Origin of the sequence: Vreelandella zhanjiangensis DSM 21076, from assembly GCF_000377665.1 — a bacterium.
In the GTDB taxonomy this organism is placed as follows: domain Bacteria; phylum Pseudomonadota; class Gammaproteobacteria; order Pseudomonadales; family Halomonadaceae; genus Vreelandella; species Vreelandella zhanjiangensis.
Genome location: NZ_KB898647.1, coordinates 601249 through 615868 on the forward strand (window position 1 = coordinate 601249; position 14620 = coordinate 615868).

Annotated in this window: 16 protein-coding genes and 4 tRNA genes; 11 read left to right on the forward strand and 9 right to left on the reverse strand. The window is 55.1% G+C overall.

The window, feature by feature from the left end; all coding sequences use genetic code 11:
- Positions 1–65: 65 nt before the first annotated feature.
- Entirely contained in the window at positions 66–362 is a 297-nt protein-coding gene (locus D467_RS0106970; RefSeq protein ID WP_018916788.1) for an integration host factor subunit beta, read from the reverse strand.
- Positions 363–569: 207 nt separating this feature from the next.
- On the opposite strand from D467_RS0106970, the gene D467_RS0106975 reads away from it, so the two are divergent.
- Together D467_RS0106975 and D467_RS0106980 are read left to right on the forward strand one after the other, a co-directional pair.
- Positions 570–863 carry an FAD assembly factor SdhE gene (locus tag D467_RS0106975; protein ID WP_018916789.1) on the forward strand — a complete coding sequence of 98 codons (294 nt, stop codon included), beginning with the start codon at positions 570–572 and terminating at the stop codon, positions 861–863.
- Positions 823–1236 carry a protein YgfX gene (locus D467_RS0106980; RefSeq protein ID WP_244147808.1) on the forward strand — a complete coding sequence of 138 codons (414 nt, stop codon included), beginning with the start codon at positions 823–825 and terminating at the stop codon, positions 1234–1236. Before D467_RS0106975 ends, D467_RS0106980 begins: the two co-directional genes overlap by 41 nt.
- Here the strand turns inward: D467_RS0106980 and nadB are convergent.
- The 7 genes from nadB to uvrY all read right to left on the reverse strand — a co-directional run bounded on the left by nadB (position 1213) and on the right by uvrY (position 6566).
- The gene (nadB, locus tag D467_RS0106985) at positions 1213–2817 is read right to left on the reverse strand and encodes an L-aspartate oxidase (RefSeq protein ID WP_018916791.1); all 1605 of its coding nucleotides are present in this window, start codon (positions 2815–2817) and stop codon (positions 1213–1215) included. The genes D467_RS0106980 and nadB overlap by 24 nt on opposite strands.
- 154 nt (positions 2818–2971) lie before the next feature.
- Positions 2972–3058 (reverse strand) — tRNA-Leu (locus D467_RS0106990).
- 35 nt (positions 3059–3093) lie between these two features.
- Positions 3094–3167 (reverse strand) — tRNA-Cys (locus D467_RS0106995).
- 86 nt (positions 3168–3253) lie between these two features.
- Positions 3254–3328, reverse strand: a tRNA-Gly gene (locus tag D467_RS0107000).
- A gap of 83 nt (positions 3329–3411) precedes the next feature.
- Positions 3412–3960 carry a CDP-diacylglycerol--glycerol-3-phosphate 3-phosphatidyltransferase gene (gene pgsA, locus D467_RS0107005; protein WP_018916792.1) on the reverse strand — a complete coding sequence of 183 codons (549 nt, stop codon included), beginning with the start codon at positions 3958–3960 and terminating at the stop codon, positions 3412–3414.
- 98 nt (positions 3961–4058) lie between these two features.
- Entirely contained in the window at positions 4059–5873 is a 1815-nt protein-coding gene (gene uvrC / locus D467_RS0107010; RefSeq protein WP_018916793.1) for an excinuclease ABC subunit UvrC, read from the reverse strand.
- 42 nt (positions 5874–5915) lie between these two features.
- Positions 5916–6566 (reverse strand): UvrY/SirA/GacA family response regulator transcription factor, encoded by a 651-nt coding sequence (gene uvrY, locus D467_RS0107015; protein WP_018916794.1) that lies wholly within the window; start codon positions 6564–6566, stop codon positions 5916–5918.
- A gap of 193 nt (positions 6567–6759) precedes the next feature.
- Between uvrY and D467_RS0107020 the strand changes: the two genes are divergently transcribed.
- A tRNA-Ala gene (locus D467_RS0107020) sits at positions 6760–6835 on the forward strand.
- Positions 6836–6968: 133 nt separating this feature from the next.
- Here D467_RS0107020 and argF read toward each other — a convergent pair.
- On the reverse strand, positions 6969–7889 hold the full coding sequence (gene argF / locus D467_RS0107025) for an ornithine carbamoyltransferase (protein WP_018916795.1): 921 nt from the start codon (positions 7887–7889) through the stop codon (positions 6969–6971).
- A gap of 210 nt (positions 7890–8099) precedes the next feature.
- On the opposite strand from argF, the gene grxD reads away from it, so the two are divergent.
- The 8 genes from grxD to D467_RS0107065 all read left to right on the forward strand — a co-directional run bounded on the left by grxD (position 8100) and on the right by D467_RS0107065 (position 14288).
- Positions 8100–8450 carry a Grx4 family monothiol glutaredoxin gene (grxD, locus tag D467_RS0107030; protein ID WP_018916796.1) on the forward strand — a complete coding sequence of 117 codons (351 nt, stop codon included), beginning with the start codon at positions 8100–8102 and terminating at the stop codon, positions 8448–8450.
- Positions 8451–8590: 140 nt separating this feature from the next.
- The gene (gene dnaX / locus D467_RS0107035) at positions 8591–10738 is read left to right on the forward strand and encodes a DNA polymerase III subunit gamma/tau (RefSeq protein ID WP_018916797.1); all 2148 of its coding nucleotides are present in this window, start codon (positions 8591–8593) and stop codon (positions 10736–10738) included.
- A gap of 58 nt (positions 10739–10796) precedes the next feature.
- Entirely contained in the window at positions 10797–11123 is a 327-nt protein-coding gene (locus D467_RS0107040) for a YbaB/EbfC family nucleoid-associated protein (RefSeq protein WP_018916798.1), read from the forward strand.
- Positions 11124–11126: 3 nt separating this feature from the next.
- Positions 11127–11732: a recombination mediator RecR gene (gene recR, locus D467_RS0107045; RefSeq protein WP_026285646.1), complete on the forward strand. Its 606-nt coding sequence runs from the start codon at positions 11127–11129 to the stop codon at positions 11730–11732.
- Positions 11733–11785: 53 nt separating this feature from the next.
- On the forward strand, positions 11786–12919 hold the full coding sequence (rnd, locus tag D467_RS0107050; RefSeq protein WP_018916800.1) for a ribonuclease D: 1134 nt from the start codon (positions 11786–11788) through the stop codon (positions 12917–12919).
- Complete coding sequence (locus D467_RS0107055; protein WP_018916801.1) at positions 12916–13218, forward strand: YcgL domain-containing protein; 303 nt, start codon at positions 12916–12918, stop codon at positions 13216–13218. Before rnd ends, D467_RS0107055 begins: the two co-directional genes overlap by 4 nt.
- A 9-nt stretch (positions 13219–13227) precedes the next feature.
- Positions 13228–13833, forward strand: coding sequence for an acyl carrier protein phosphodiesterase (locus D467_RS0107060; RefSeq protein ID WP_018916802.1), 606 nt, complete (start codon positions 13228–13230; stop codon positions 13831–13833).
- Positions 13833–14288, forward strand: coding sequence for a YcgN family cysteine cluster protein (locus tag D467_RS0107065; RefSeq protein WP_018916803.1), 456 nt, complete (start codon positions 13833–13835; stop codon positions 14286–14288). The genes D467_RS0107060 and D467_RS0107065 overlap by 1 nt, the downstream gene beginning before the upstream one ends.
- The last annotated feature ends 332 nt before the right edge of the window (positions 14289–14620 follow it).

A 14620-nucleotide genomic window follows, 5' to 3' on the forward strand; every position in this document is an offset into this window, starting at 1 on the left:
TGAGTCTTGGCGCGACGTCATCCCACAGACACAGATTGTCTTTTCATGGGCAGTCATGCTCGGCGTTAGTAGCCTAGCGCTCGGCTGGCATCCACCTGCTCACGTAGCTCCTTGCCTGGCTTGAAGTGCGGTACATATTTGCCGTCTAGATCAACTGGATCACCGGTTTTAGGATTACGTCCGGTGCGTGGCTCGCGGAAATGGAGTGAGAAACTCCCAAAGCCACGTATTTCTACACGTCCGCCACTTGAAAGCGCATCGGTCATGTCATCCAGGATGATTCTTACCGCCGTTTCTACCTCTTTGGCGGATAGCTCCGGTTGACGCATCGCGATTTGTTCGATTAGTTCAGATTTTGTCATCGGTTGGCTCCCTGCAAACGGTGAAGGCTGTAGATGGCTACTAACCTCGATAACCTCAGATTCAGCATACTGTGCAAATCGATATTAAACAATTCAGATAAAACAAGGTACTAGATTGAATAACAGCATAGGCGAAGCTTGGCGCTGGCGCGACCCTTTAGCTTAGGTATACTGGCGTTTCATTTACACCAATCAAAGAGGCTGACCTTGAACGACGATGCATCCCCAGCAGCCGTGATGCGTAAACGGCTTTACTGGCATTCACGCCGCGGCATGTGGGAACTGGATCTCTTGTTGATCCCGTTTTTAGAAAAATGCTTTGATACACTGAGCGAAGAAGATCGGCTCACCTATGAACGGCTAATCGCAGAAGAAGATCAGGATCTGTTTGTTTGGCTGATGCACCGTGAGTGGCCGGAAGATCCCGCGTTGCGTCGCCTTGTCAAAATGATCGTTGAACATGCAGAAAACACCAATAACTCTGCCTATCGCACCCTCTAAAGTTGCCGCGTTACTCCAGTTTGGCTTGGCACTCGGGCTCTGTTCACTGTGTTACTGGGTATTGAGTGGATGGGGGCTGGGATTATGGATAAGCAGCGGCGCTACTCTTCTGGCAGGCTTTTTACTTTGGCGCGCCTTTTATGCCCAGGTAAGCGGCGTGCTTTATCTGGCCAAGCGTGATGATCACTTATACGGCCATTGGCAGCAGCCGTATGGCGAATTAAGCGATGAGTTGGTAGTGCGCTGTGATTACCTGGGGCCTTGGCTGATCGGTTTGTGGGTTGGCCCCGAGCGGCTTTGGCTGTGGCCGGATAGTTTACCGCGCCACAGCCATCGGATGCTGCGCCGCTTATGCCACCGTGCCGGGCGTTAAGTCTTCAAGCGTAAGGCGTGAGGCCGCCGGAGCAGCGTGATGCGACGGCCAGTCGGTTGAGTAGTGTAGACCGCGTGATTCGCGCCGTCTTAGGGCGGCGATTACGGTTAGGCGCGCCAGCGTAAGAGCCTGACGCAGCCGTACGCATTCTTCTTGTTCCTGACTCTGGCCATTTTCCAGGTTTTCCAGGCGCGTCGATAGCAAGGTTAACTGCTCGTAGGCAGCGGTTAATCCGGCATTGCTGCGTACAATCGAGACGTACTGGCTCATCGTGGCACGCAGCTCGTGACGCCATTGAACCATAAGATGCTTTTCGTCAGCGGTTAATGGGCGAGTGGGCGGCTGTGCTGGCGCAAAAGCCGGTGCTTGCCACGCATCAAGGCTTCGTTCGCGCAGTGCGCCTGCACAGCTGCGCGCATATACCAGGCATTCCAACAATGAATTGCTCGCCATACGATTGGCGCCATGCAGGCCGGTGCAGGCAATTTCCCCCACGGCGTACAGCCCCGGCACGCTTGTTGCCCCATCGCAATCCGTGACGACTCCTCCGCAGCTATAGTGCGCTGCTGGTACCACTGGAATCGGTTGCTGAGTGATATCGATGCCTCTTGAGGCGCAGTGGGCGAGAATAGTGGGGAAGTGGTGGCGGATGGCTTTCTCCCCAAGATGGCGGATATCCAGCCATACATGACCTTGGGTGCCTTGCTGAATCTGAGTGTCAATCGCTCGGGCGACCACATCGCGTGGGGCCAGCTCTGCGCGCTCATCTAAAGCAGGCATAAACCGTTCGCCGGCTTCGTTGATTAAGTAACCACCTTCACCACGTACCGCCTCGCTGATCAAAAAAGCCGGACCCTCGGGGTCATACAGGCTGGTCGGATGAAACTGCTGAAACTCCAGATTCATTAAGTCGGCGCCAAGTTCGGCTGCCATCACCATGCCTTCGCCACTGCTTGGGGCTGGCGTGGTGGTATGACGGTAAAGCCCGCTGGCACCCCCTGTGGCTAGCACCGTGTAATGCGCCGTTAGCGTTTGAGGCTGGTGGTGATCATCGAGCCCGTAGGCGCCCGCGCAGTGCCCCTGACTATTTTTTAATAATCCTAAAATAGTCACATCGCGTCGCTGGGTAATATTGGGATGAGTTGCGACTTTGTGGAGGAGCGTATCTACTACCGCGCGTCCGGTCGCGTCATCGGCATGAATGATCCGTCGTGCGTTATGCCCGCCTTCACGGGTCAAATGATACGGGTAGCGGGCGTTGGGGGCAGGGTCGGGCGTAAAAGGCACGCCCTTATCGATCAGCCATTGAATGGCGGCAGGGCCGTGGGTAACGGTAAAACGGACGGCCTGCTCATCGCATAAGCCGTCACCGGCTACCAGCGTATCGTGTATATGCGCCTGGAAGTCGTCATCAGGGGAGAGTACCGCGGCAATGCCGCCCTGAGCCCACCGGCTTGCGCCTCTATCATCTTGGCTTGGGTTTACCAGAATGACCGATAAATGGTCGGCAACTTCCAGGGCGAGGGTTAATCCTGCGACCCCGCCGCCAATAATTAATACGTTGGGTGTTGGCGTGCTCATGCGGCCCGCTCCTTATTCTTTATCTGGCGCTGCGCAGCATAAAGGCAGGCATCATAGCGTGGCCATTAGCCGTTGACGATGTATAGACGCAAAAAAATCCGCGTCGATCTAAGTGATCTCGCAGACAATAAATTCATTGAGGACATATAAACAGTGGTGCCCGGAGCCGGACTTGAACCGGCACGGAGTTACCTCCGAGAGATTTTAAGTCTCTTGCGTCTACCAATTTCGCCATCCGGGCAGTGCAGTTGGTGCATCTTGCACTTAACACAAAAGTGGAGGCTGGAGTCGGAATCGAACCGGCGTACACGGAGTTGCAGTCCGCTGCATAACCACTCTGCCATCCAGCCTAAAGAGTCGATGGAGCGAGAAAAGAGATTTGACCGGGCTGGCGATCCAGCTCTCGACCCTACCTGCTTTGCCACACTATCCAAGTTGGAGCGGGAAAAGAGATTCGAACTCTCGACCCTCGCCTTGGCAAGGCGATGCTCTACCACTGAGCTATTCCCGCTCGACTCGAGGGCGAATTATACGCATCGTTGCGAGCTTGTCAATCAACAATGTCTTAAACATCACGCCCAAGTAATCAATTGCTTACATGGAGCGGCTAAGGTGTGGCCAGGCAGCTTTGAGATATTGAATCATAGACCAGAGTGTCAAGGCCGCAGCGACATACAACACCACCACACCCAGTGGGGCGATTTCATGTGTGGGCGGCAACGCCAGAAGAATCAGCAAGGCCACCATCTGTAGCGTGGTTTTAAGCTTGCCGATCCAGGAGACCGCGACCAGGCCGCGCTTACCCATTTCTGCCATCCATTCGCGTAGGGCGGATATAACGATTTCACGGCCAATGATGACGAGTGCAGGTAAGGTCAGCACAAGCGTATCGTAGCGCTCAATCAGTAGCGCTAGCGCCACCACCACCATCAATTTATCGGCCACTGGATCTAGAAAAGCCCCAAAGGGCGTTGACTGATTCCAGCGGCGGGCAAGGTAGCCGTCCAGCCAGTCTGTCACTGAGGCCGCTGCAAACAGGCCCGCAGCAAGTGGCATACTCCAGTTGTACGGCAGGTAGAACAGCACTACTAAGAGTGGAATAAAGGCAACTCTTGCCAGTGTAAGTATGTTGGGAATATTCATCGCGGGCGGCGATCCTTACCGGAGAGTCATTAAATTCGAAATGTAGGGTAGGGACATTCTATCCCCCTTGGCGAGCAGCATCTATGCCCAAAGCGGGTTTATCCATTAAGGGCCAGATAAATACTCTCTGCCAGCGCGGCGCTGATCCCTGGAACGCGCGATAGCTCGGCACGGCTGGCCTTCTGGACGCCCTGTAACCCGCCGAAGAAGCGCAGCAGTTCGCGGCGCCGTTTAGGGCCGATGCCGGGAATGTCCTGCAGGGTAGACGTACGTCTGGCTTTATCGCGCTGGGCGCGGTGTCCTGCAATGGCGAAGCGGTGTGACTCATCGCGAATATGCTGAATAAGGTGCAGGGCCGGGGAGGCGGGATCCAGCGGCAGAGGGTTATCCGGTGTTTCCAGAAATAGCGTTTCAAGCCCCGCTTTGCGCGTTGTGCCTTTGGCCACACCTAACAAAATAATATTGCTGATAGCGAGCTCATTAAGTACCTCGCGAGCCATGTTGAGCTGACCTTTACCGCCATCGACAATTAAAATATCCGGAGCTATGGCTTCGCCGCTCTGAACACGTTTCAAACGGCGGGTAAGCGCCTGCTGCATGGCGGCATAATCATCGCCAGCCGCCACCCCTTCAATACGGAAATGGCGATAGTCGCTCTTGCGCGGGCCCTGATGATCGAACACCACGCAGGAGGCCACGGTCGCTTCGCCCTGACTATGGCTGATATCGAAGCACTCAAGCCGCTCGGGCATCGATTCAAGCTTCAGAGCTTTCTGAAGGGCGGCAAAGCGCTGGGTCAGCTGGGTATGGTTAGCCAGTTGAGATGCCAACTGCTGTTCGGCATTGGTCATGGCGAGCTGCTGCCATTGGGCACGATGCCCACGCACCTGGCTGGTGACGCGAATGCGTTTGCCTGCCTGTTCCGTTAGAGCGTCGGCAATCAGCTCGCTATCGTCCAGCGTGTGACTGGTAATGACTTCGCTGGGAACATTATGCGGCTGGCCAAAATAGTACTGGCTGACGACTTCGGTCAGCAGGGCTTCTGGAGTAAGGTCCAGGCCATTCTTAGGCGCATGATGGCGCGCGCCCAGCATGCGGCCATCGCGCACGCTTAATACGGATACTCCCATGGCGCCAGGGCGCTGGGCGAGGGCGAAAATATCCGCATCGCCGCTCTCGTTATCGACAAACTGGCGCTGCTGGAGCTGACGCAACTGCTGTATCTGGTCACGAAGACGTGCCGCCTCTTCAAAATCCAGTGCCTGGCTGGCCGCTTCCATCGCCTCGGTGAGCGCTTGTGTGACATGCTCGCTTTTGCCTTCCAGACACATGACGGCGTGCTCGACATCGCGCCGGTAATCCTCTTCGGCGATATAGTCCACGCACGGAGCGCTACAGCGCTGAATCTGGTGCTGAAGACACGGCCGCGAGCGGTGTGCAAATACGCTATCTTCGCAGTTGCGGATGCGGAAGATCTTCTGCATTAACGAAAGGCTTTCGCGCACCGCGCCACTGCTTGGGTATGGCCCCAGGTAGCGGCCATCATCGCGACGCTGGCGGGCGCGTTTATATTCAAGCTTGGGGTAGGGGTGGCGGTCGGTCACGAAAACAAACGGGTAGGATTTGTCGTCCCGCAATAAAATATTGTAGGGCGGGCGCAGCTCCTTGATAAGCGTTTGCTCAAGCAGCAGGGCCTCGGTTTCGCTGCGGGTTACGGTGATCTGTACATCCGCAATCCGCGCGACCATTGCCTGTGTTTTGGTATTTAGCTGGCCACGAAAATAGCTGGCAAGGCGCGCTTTTAGGCGTTTTGCTTTGCCGACATAAAGAGTATTGCCGCTTTCATCAAGCATCCGGTAAACGCCGGGTGAGGTGCTTACCGAGCTTAAAAACTGCTTTGCGTTAAATGTCATTGCACCGTATCGAACACCGAGGAGTGGCTAGGGATGTTAGGTTTATCCCTGGCTGCCGTCAAAGCCTTCCACCAAGCCGTGGCGCAATGCTAAATGGGTCAGCTCCACGTCGGTGGCTACCTGAAGTTTATCAAACAACCGGTAGCGATACGTATTAACCGTTTTCGGGCTCAAGTGCAGGCGATCAGAGATGTCCTGAACACGCTGACAGTTGACAATCATCAAGGCAATTTGCAGCTCGCGATGCGATAGATGACTAAACGGGTTGTCTTCATTGGTAAAGTGCGCCAGTGCCAGGCGCTGGGCAATTTCCTGGCTGACATATCGACGACCATGGAACACCTGGCGGATCGCGTCGGTCATTTCCGCTGCATCAGCGCCTTTGCTCAAAAAGCCTGACGCGCCGGCTTCCAGCATGCGTCGCAGCACGCTGTCTTCCATATGTGCGGTTAAAATCAGTACCTTGATATCTTCCATCGTGCGGTGAATGCGGCGCGTGGCTTCCAGCCCGCCGATGCCAGGCATGCGTATATCCATCAGCACTATGTCCGGTTTTAAATGGCGGCACTGAGTGACTGCGCTTTCGCCATCGTCGACCTCGCCTACAATTTTAATATCACTTTCTTCGTTTAGCAGGTGAGCAATACTGGTTCTCACCAGGTGGTGATCATCGGCGATTAGAACGTTGATCAAGGGGCTAGCTCCTGCATAAAAACATAGTGGGCTCAGAAAAACATAGTGGGCTCAGGCGATGGCCTTTGACGCTGACCCATAGAGTGCCACAGCTAACTATAAAGGAGAATTAGTAAGCACTTATTTGCGTGGAAGATTGACCTGGATTCATTTTCATAATAGTATTCGCTCGCTGTCCGACAGGATGGATGAAGGGGCCTTAGCTCAGCTGGGAGAGCGCAACACTGGCAGTGTTGAGGTCAGCGGTTCGATCCCGCTAGGCTCCACCAGGATACAATCAAAAAGCCTCGCTATTCGTAGCGAGGCTTTTTGTATGTGCCTACTTTATGCCATAAGTTCGCCATAAGTCATCTTGATTAGCCGCCAGTATGGTGTAGCCAGCGGCCAATCGATAAAAAAGGCTTAGTCGTCGATGCGGCCCAGCAGCAGAAACTCAATCAGCGCTTTTTGGGCATGCAGGCGGTTGCCAGCCTCTTGCCATACCACGGCGCGCGGGTCTTCCAGCAGCGTTTGACTAATTTCTTCACCGCGATGAGCGGGCAGGCAGTGCAGGAAGAGCGCATCGCTTTTTGCCTGATCCAGCATGGCTTCCGTTACCTGGAAGCCGGCGAAATCTGCTTCACGCTTGGCCTGCTCTTCTTCCTGGCCCATGGAAGCCCAGACATCCGTGGTAATCAGATCAACGCCCTGAACGGCTGCCTGTGGGTCGTGCATCAGCGTGACGTGATCTCCGGCCGCTTGCATAATGTCTGCGCGCGGCTCATAGCCTTTCGGGCAGCAAACGCGCAGCTGAAAATCAAACTGGCGGGCCGCATTAATCCATGAGTGGCACATATTGTTGCCATCGCCAATCCAGACTGCCGTGCGGCCTTTTACGCTGCCGCGCAGCTCGGTCCAGGTCATCACGTCGGCGAGCAGCTGGCAGGGGTGGTAGTCGTCGCTTAACGCGTTGATAACGGGAACGCTGCTGGCGCTGGCGTATGTTTCGAGCCCGGCATGAGAGAAGGTGCGGATCATGACGGCATCGACCATTTCGGAAAGTACCCGCGCGGTATCTTCGATAGGCTCACCGCGACCCAACTGAGTGTCACGCGGAGACAGAAACAGCGCGTGTCCGCCAAACTGCGCCATGCCAGTTTCAAACGAGACACGTGTGCGCGTGGATGATTTCTCAAAAATCATCGCCAGCGTGCGGTTAGGCAGCGGAGTGTAAACCGGCCCGTTAGCTTTAAGGTCGGTTTTAATTTTAATAGCACGCTGAATCAGATAATCCAGTTCGTCGGGCGTCAAATCCAGCAGGGTAAGGAAATGGCGTGTCGCCATGGTTGCTTCTCTCCGCGCAAAAACACCATCCTAGCGAGGCGGCGGGGGATGCGCAACGCGAACGGCACGCGTAGAATGACGTCCAAAGATTAAGGCCGAGTGTCGCACTCAGGTATTAAAGCGGGTGTTAGACACCTGAGTGAACTGCGATTTATTTCGTGCGTATACTTATCCTTCGTCGCGCAAGTTCTTTACTTAAGGAGTACTCACATGAGCACAACAGCCGAAAACATTCAGCGCCAAATTAGCGAAAATCCCATTTTGATTTACATGAAAGGCTCGCCCCAGCTGCCTCAGTGTGGCTTTTCAGCTCAGACTGTCCAGGCGCTAATGAGCTGTGGTGAACGCTTTGCCTTCGTTAACATTCTGGATAATCCCGATATCCGTGCAGAGCTGCCCAAAATTGCCAACTGGCCTACTTTTCCGCAGCTGTGGGTAGAAGGTGAGCTGGTGGGTGGATGCGATATCGTGATGGAAATGCACCAAAACGGTGAGCTGGAAACGCTGGTTAAAGCAGCCGCTCAGCGCGCTAACGCCGAAGGCGGCGAGCAGAACGCCTGATAACGATGCCCGGGTTACATACTCGGGCGGTTGGCGGGCTGAGGCGTAGCCGCTAGAATGGCGTTTTATCACGCATTGTGGCACCTGCTGTATTGAAATAATGCACCATCAGGACAGCCCGCCGAAGGAAGCATCGCTCAATGAGCTATCAGGTTCTGGCCCGTAAATGGCGGCCGCGTACATTCCACGAGCTCGTGGGCCAGGCCCATGTTCAACGTGCCTTGGTCAATGCGCTTGACCAAGGCCGTCTTCACCATGCCTATTTATTTACCGGCACCCGTGGGGTGGGTAAAACCACCTTGGCCCGTATATTGGCAAAGTGCCTGAACTGCACGGCCAACGGGCGTGGTGATGAAGGCATTACTTCAACTCCTTGCGGTCAATGCGATAGCTGTCAGGCGATTGATGAAGGACGGTTTGTCGACCTGATCGAAGTCGATGCTGCTTCACGCACCAAGGTTGAAGATACGCGTGAGCTGCTGGACAACGTCCAGTACGCGCCTACCCAGGGGCGTTACAAGGTGTACCTGATCGATGAGGTACACATGCTCTCCACCAGCAGTTTCAATGCGCTATTGAAAACGCTGGAAGAGCCGCCGCCTCACGTTAAATTCCTGTTAGCGACTACCGATCCCCAAAAACTCCCGGCAACGGTGCTTTCGCGCTGCCTGCAGTTCACGCTTAAACATATGCCCCCCGAGCGCGTTGTCGAGCATTTGACCTATGTGCTGGGTGAAGAGGGCGTGGCGTTTGATGAAAGTGCACTATGGCTGTTGGGCAAGGCGGCCGAAGGCTCCATGCGTGATGCCATGAGCCTGACCGACCAAGCGATTGCGTTTGGCCAGGGCGCCGTGCGCCATGCCGATGTTGCGGCCATGCTGGGCACGCTCGACCACCGGCATATTTTAGCCTTGGTGGGGGCGTTAGCCGATGTGGACGTACAGCAGCTCTTGGCCGAAATCGCCCAGCTTGCTGAGCAAGGCCCTGACTTTGCCGCCGTGCTGGACGAGCTTTCCGCCATTTTGCACCGGCTTGCCGTTGCCCAAATGGTGCCGGACGCTGTTGATAACAGCCACGGTGATCGGGAGTCTATTTTACAGCTGGCCAACCGCTTCACCGCCGAAGATATTCAGCTTTACTACCAGATTGGTATTCAGGGGCGAGGCGATATGGTGCACGCCCCCGATTTGCGCAGCGCGCTGGAAATGACCCTGTTGCGCATGCTGGCGTTTCGGCCTCAAGGCGTTCCCAAACCGCCGCGTACGCCGCTACCGCTGCGTGCTGAGCCGGCAAGCTCAGGTTCTGCACAAGCGGGTACGCCGGCTCAACCGTCTGCTCCGCTTCCGGCCAGTAATAACGTTCAAGCGGAGCATAAAGCTGAACCTGAAGCGCCGGTTAACCCGGACGTAAACGCGGCACGTGATGCAGGCAGCTTGGGCAACACCGACGCTGCCAGTGCCAGCCCAGACCCGGCTGATCTCGAAAAAAAACATACTCAACAGCCGGGCCTTGATGAACGGGCCGGCTTGAAAGAAAGCTTGAAAGAGACAAGCGCTGAGCCTGATGTCCGGATCGAGCCGCCCGATCTTGCAGCGCCTGACGCTGCCAGCCAAATGCCGCCGCCATGGTCGCTTGATGACGTCGCCCAGGCGGCAGCCATGGAGCAGGAATCTGCGGTTGAACCTGATGTTGTTCCAGCTCCAGCTCCAGTGCCTGAGTCCGCACCACAAACGAATTTAGCGCCGCCGCTCGAGCAAGAGACTCGCGTCGAGCCTGAGCAGGAAGTGGCGATGGCGTCTGGCGAGGTGCTCGCCGCGCCCGCGTCAGAGGTAAAAGCTACTGCGCCGACAGAAGAGCAACCTCTAACGATCGCAGACGTAGCGGATGAATTGCTTGATCATGCGAAATGGCTGCTATGCTTTGATTCTCTGGGGTTGGGCGGATTAACGCGTAGCCTTGCCGCAAACTGCCTTTTAGAGAGCGACGATGGTAAAACCCTGACGCTGCGCCTGGATCCAAGCCAGGAAGCCATGCAGGCAGAGGTTCATCAGACGCGTATTGAGCGGGCATTGAGCGAACAGGGAATGCCGCGTCGGATAGTGTTTGTGGTCGCGGAGCTTTCCACGCAAAGCGAAACGCCTCGTCAGCGTGAGGGTCGGCTTAATCAGGAGCGGCATGTGCAGGCCGTTGATCTCTTGAACCACGATCCCAATATACAGAAATTACAGCAGGCGTTTGGCGCAACGCTCATTGAATCGACCGTCAAGCCAGCGACTGCAAAGCGTTAGCATTTAATCCAATACCTGTTTTAACAGGTCAGTATTTAACCCGCTAGGAGAGCGCGCCATGTTTAAAGGTGGAATGGGCAACTTGATGAAGCAAGCCCAAGAAATGCAGGACAAAATGCAGCGCGTCCAGGAAGAGGTTGCCCAGTCAGAAGTACACGGCGAGGCAGGCGCAGGCATGGTCAAAATTATCATGAACGGTCGTCATGACGTAAGCCAGGTGACGATTGATCCAAGCGTCATGGAAGAAGATAAAGAGCTGCTTGAAGATCTGCTGGCAGCCGCTGTCAACGATGCGGTACGTAAAGTCGAAGCAAACTCTAAAGCAAAAATGGAAGAAGCCACGGTAGGCCTGAACCTACCGCCCGGTTTTAAGATGCCGTTCTAAATAATGAGATTCTCTCCTCTTATTGAACAGCTAATGGATGCTTTTCGTGTGTTGCCTGGCGTTGGGCCTAAAACGGCCCAGCGTATGGCAATGCATCTGCTTGAGCGTGAACGGGCAGGCGGTCAGCGGCTTTCATCGATCATCCAGAAGGCTATCGATGAAGTCGGTTATTGCCAACGCTGCCGTACGCTGACGGAAGCGGATATTTGCGCCATATGCGAAACGCCGCGTCGCGATGATGCGCTGCTTTGCGTGGTTGAGTCGCCGGCGGACCAGCTGGCGATCGAAGAAGCGGGCGGCTTTCATGGGCGTTATTTTGTGCTGCATGGCCATCTATCGCCGCTGGATGGTATCGGCCCCGACGCCATTGGCCTTGAACAGTTGGAAGCGCGAGTGGCGGAAGGCCATATCGAAGAAATCGTTCTGGCGACCAACCCGACCGTTGAAGGCGAGGCTACGGCGCACTATATCGCCGCCCAGCTGTCTGACTACGGTGTACGGTTTTCACGTTTGGCTTATGGTGTTCCCATGGGGGGAGAGCTTGAGTATGTCGATGGCGGCACGCTAAGCCGAGCGTTTAATGGGCGTCAGCCTTTTACCAGCGATTAACCCCACCCCACACTGCAAGCGCAGTCGCGGTTGTAGCAACCTGGAAGTATGCTTTGTCTTCTCTAGCCTCCCCCTTATACCAATGGATTGACAGCCCCGAGGCGCTTGATGCGGCTTGCGAGCAAGTGGCCAATGCCACTGTTATCGCCCTGGATACCGAGTTTTTCCGTGAAAATACGTTTTTCCCGGTACCGGCATTGATCCAGTTTGCGGCCGGTGAGCTTGCGTATTTGATTGATCCGCTGGCGACGCCCTGCACGCCTGCTTTTCGAAAGCTCCTGCAAAACAGTGCGATCAAGCTGCTGCATGCCTGTAGTGAAGATCTGGAAGTATTCCAGCACTGGGCAGGTGTATTGCCCACGCCGCTGGTCGACACCCAGGTAGCTCAAGGGTTTCTCGGCGAAATGCCTTCAATGGGGTACCAGAAGCTGGTTGAATTCTGGATGGGCGAAACTTTGCCCAAGGAGGAGACGCGTTCAAACTGGTTGGAGCGGCCTTTAACGCCTGCACAGTGCGAGTACGCGGCGCTGGACGTTATCTATCTGCTTCAAGTCTGGGCGCTTCAGGCTGAGCGATTGGAAGAGTTAGGGCGCTACCGCTGGTTGAGTGAAGAGTGTACTGGCTTGATAGATCAGGCTGGACGCAGCGTCGAGGCTGACGGCCAGTGGTATATGCGTAACCGTCAGCTATGGCGGCTGAATGCACGCCAAGTAGAAGCTTACCGCCTAATGACCATCTGGCGTGAAGGGGAGACGCGGCGCCGCAACTTACCTCGCAATTGGCTGATCAGTGACAAGCTGCTGTTCGCGACCGCTGAAGCGATGCCTAAAAGCCGTTATGACCTGGCCAACGTGGAAGGCTTTAAGCCGATGCTGATCAAGAAAGAGGGCGATACGCTGTTAGGGCTGGTTAAACAGGCGCAGCACGGCGAAGAGAGTGCCTTGCCAGAACGTTGGCCTGACCCGATGCAGCCGGCGTTTAAGCAGCGCTTCAAAGCGCTCAAAAGTGTTATTAACGCCAAGGCGGGCGAGCTGGGAATGGCTTCAGAAATGCTGATGCGTCGGCGTGATATCGAAGCGCTGGTAATGCAGGATATGGCTGGGCAGCCATTGCTGCTACCCGAAGGGTGGCGGGGAGAGTGTCTGGCGGATGCGTTGGGCCACGCGCTTGAGGAGTTGTCAAAATGAGTGACAAGCTGCTTTGCGAGATTTTCAAAAGCTCGCGTAAAGAAGAGATGTACCTATACGTTGATAAGCGCCAGGGGGTAAAGCCCGTACCTGAAGCGTTAATGGCAACGTTCGGTAAGCCAATTGCGGTATTAACGATGATTTTAACGGCGGATAAAAAGCTTGCACGCGTTAACACCGAAGACGTGATCAGCGCGATTGAGACCCAGGGGTTCTATCTGCAGATGCCGCCCGCTAAAGAGGACTATCTACTCGACGTGCATCGGGCGCAGCAGAGCGCGCGCGGCTCGGCGCAGTAGCGGTTTGCCGTGAATTTTCTTGCCCATGCGTGGTTGGCATCAAGCGGCAACGATGATTTCCTGTACGGAAATCTTGTTGCCGACGGCGTCAAAGGCAGTGATCTAAGCGCCTGGACGTCTGACGTGGCATACGGTATTCGTCATCACCGCAAGGTTGATGCCTGGGTGGATCAGCACCCCAGCGTGCTGGGTGCCAAACAGCGGGCGCCCGAAGGCAAGCGCCGCTATGCGGGCATTGCCCTGGATATCGTTTGGGATCATTTTTTGGCACGCGATAAAGCTGGGCGTGACGAGCAGCAAAAGCTTGTGACTCGCTGTTATGACCTGCTGTCGTCAAGGTCTGCGCCCAATCGCCTGGAGGCCATGGTGCCCTATTTGGTCGAACACGACTGGTTAAGAAACTACGCTGATTTTGAGTTCACCTGTAATGCGGTAGAAGGTCTTGGTCGGCGGCTTACAGGCCCTAACCGATTGGCAGAGCTCATTCCCTGGCTGCACCGCGACTACGCTTTATTGGAAGCGGATTTTCAGAGCTTATGGCCAGCGCTAAGTGCCACGTTAAGCAGTTCAGGGCGTAATGCCCAGTGCGATAAGTCGCAACGAGAGGAGTCATGATGGAAACCACAATGCGCGAGCGCTTTTGGGAGCGTTACACGCTGGAAGAGCTAACCCCACAAGAGTGGGAGGCGCTGTGCGATGGCTGTGGCCAGTGCTGCCTGTTAAAGCTGCACGATGATGAAACCCAGGAGCTTGCGGTATTAAACGTTGCCTGTCGGCTTTTGGATATTCAAAGCTGCCAGTGCAGTGATTACGAGAATCGCTTTAAAAGCGTACCGGACTGCACCCAATTGACCCCCGCGCTGGTTAAAGAGTTTACCTGGCTGCCTGCCTCGTGCGCTTATCGGCGGGTTGAAGAGGGCAGAAAGCTCGCCGGTTGGCACCCGCTGTTGAGCAACGATGCAGAGCGCGTACACCGTAAAGGGGTTAGCGTGCGTGGCTTTGCCGTGTCTCAGGATGACGTGCCCGAACGGGCGCTGGAGTCTCACATTATCGCTGTACTGCCGATGTAAGCGAGCATTTGATAAATGTCTTAAATAACGCCCTCCCTGGCCCGACAGTTAGGCAGCTGACTTACGCTTAGCGCTATCCCAGATAGTTAAAAATACCTCCTTAAACGATGCGGGAGGCTGAGCGGCTGTGTTTTTAGCTGGTTTGACTTGCTTAAGCGGCGTATCCCAAATGGTGGGAAAGTTATCCTGATACTTCATGCTCTACTCCAGTGCTAGACGTAAGTTTATGCTACTAATGTTTTATGCTACTAAGGTATAGTATGGCGCAGGAATATTTTTATGGAAAGTATTTTCAAAAAAATAAAAAGGCAGCACAAGGACCGCCTAAAGCG

Bases quoted from the DNA above. Each gene is read 5' to 3' on its own strand.
- D467_RS0107040 (WP_018916798.1), top strand. From the start codon at position 10,797: ATGTTTAAAGGTGGAATGGGCAACTTGATGAAGCAAGCCCAAGAAATG.
- pgsA (WP_018916792.1), bottom strand. From the start codon at position 3,960: ATGAATATTCCCAACATACTTACACTGGCAAGAGTTGCCTTTATTCCA.
- D467_RS0106980 (WP_244147808.1), top strand. From the start codon at position 823: ATGCAGAAAACACCAATAACTCTGCCTATCGCACCCTCTAAAGTTGCC.
- recR (WP_026285646.1), top strand. From the start codon at position 11,127: ATGAGATTCTCTCCTCTTATTGAACAGCTAATGGATGCTTTTCGTGTG.
- nadB (WP_018916791.1), bottom strand. From the start codon at position 2,817: ATGAGCACGCCAACACCCAACGTATTAATTATTGGCGGCGGGGTCGCA.
- argF (WP_018916795.1), bottom strand. From the start codon at position 7,889: ATGGCGACACGCCATTTCCTTACCCTGCTGGATTTGACGCCCGACGAA.
- grxD (WP_018916796.1), top strand. From the start codon at position 8,100: ATGAGCACAACAGCCGAAAACATTCAGCGCCAAATTAGCGAAAATCCC.
- D467_RS0107055 (WP_018916801.1), top strand. From the start codon at position 12,916: ATGAGTGACAAGCTGCTTTGCGAGATTTTCAAAAGCTCGCGTAAAGAA.
- D467_RS0106970 (WP_018916788.1), bottom strand. From the start codon at position 362: ATGACAAAATCTGAACTAATCGAACAAATCGCGATGCGTCAACCGGAG.
- D467_RS0107065 (WP_018916803.1), top strand. From the start codon at position 13,833: ATGGAAACCACAATGCGCGAGCGCTTTTGGGAGCGTTACACGCTGGAA.
- dnaX (WP_018916797.1), top strand. From the start codon at position 8,591: ATGAGCTATCAGGTTCTGGCCCGTAAATGGCGGCCGCGTACATTCCAC.
- uvrC (WP_018916793.1), bottom strand. From the start codon at position 5,873: ATGACATTTAACGCAAAGCAGTTTTTAAGCTCGGTAAGCACCTCACCC.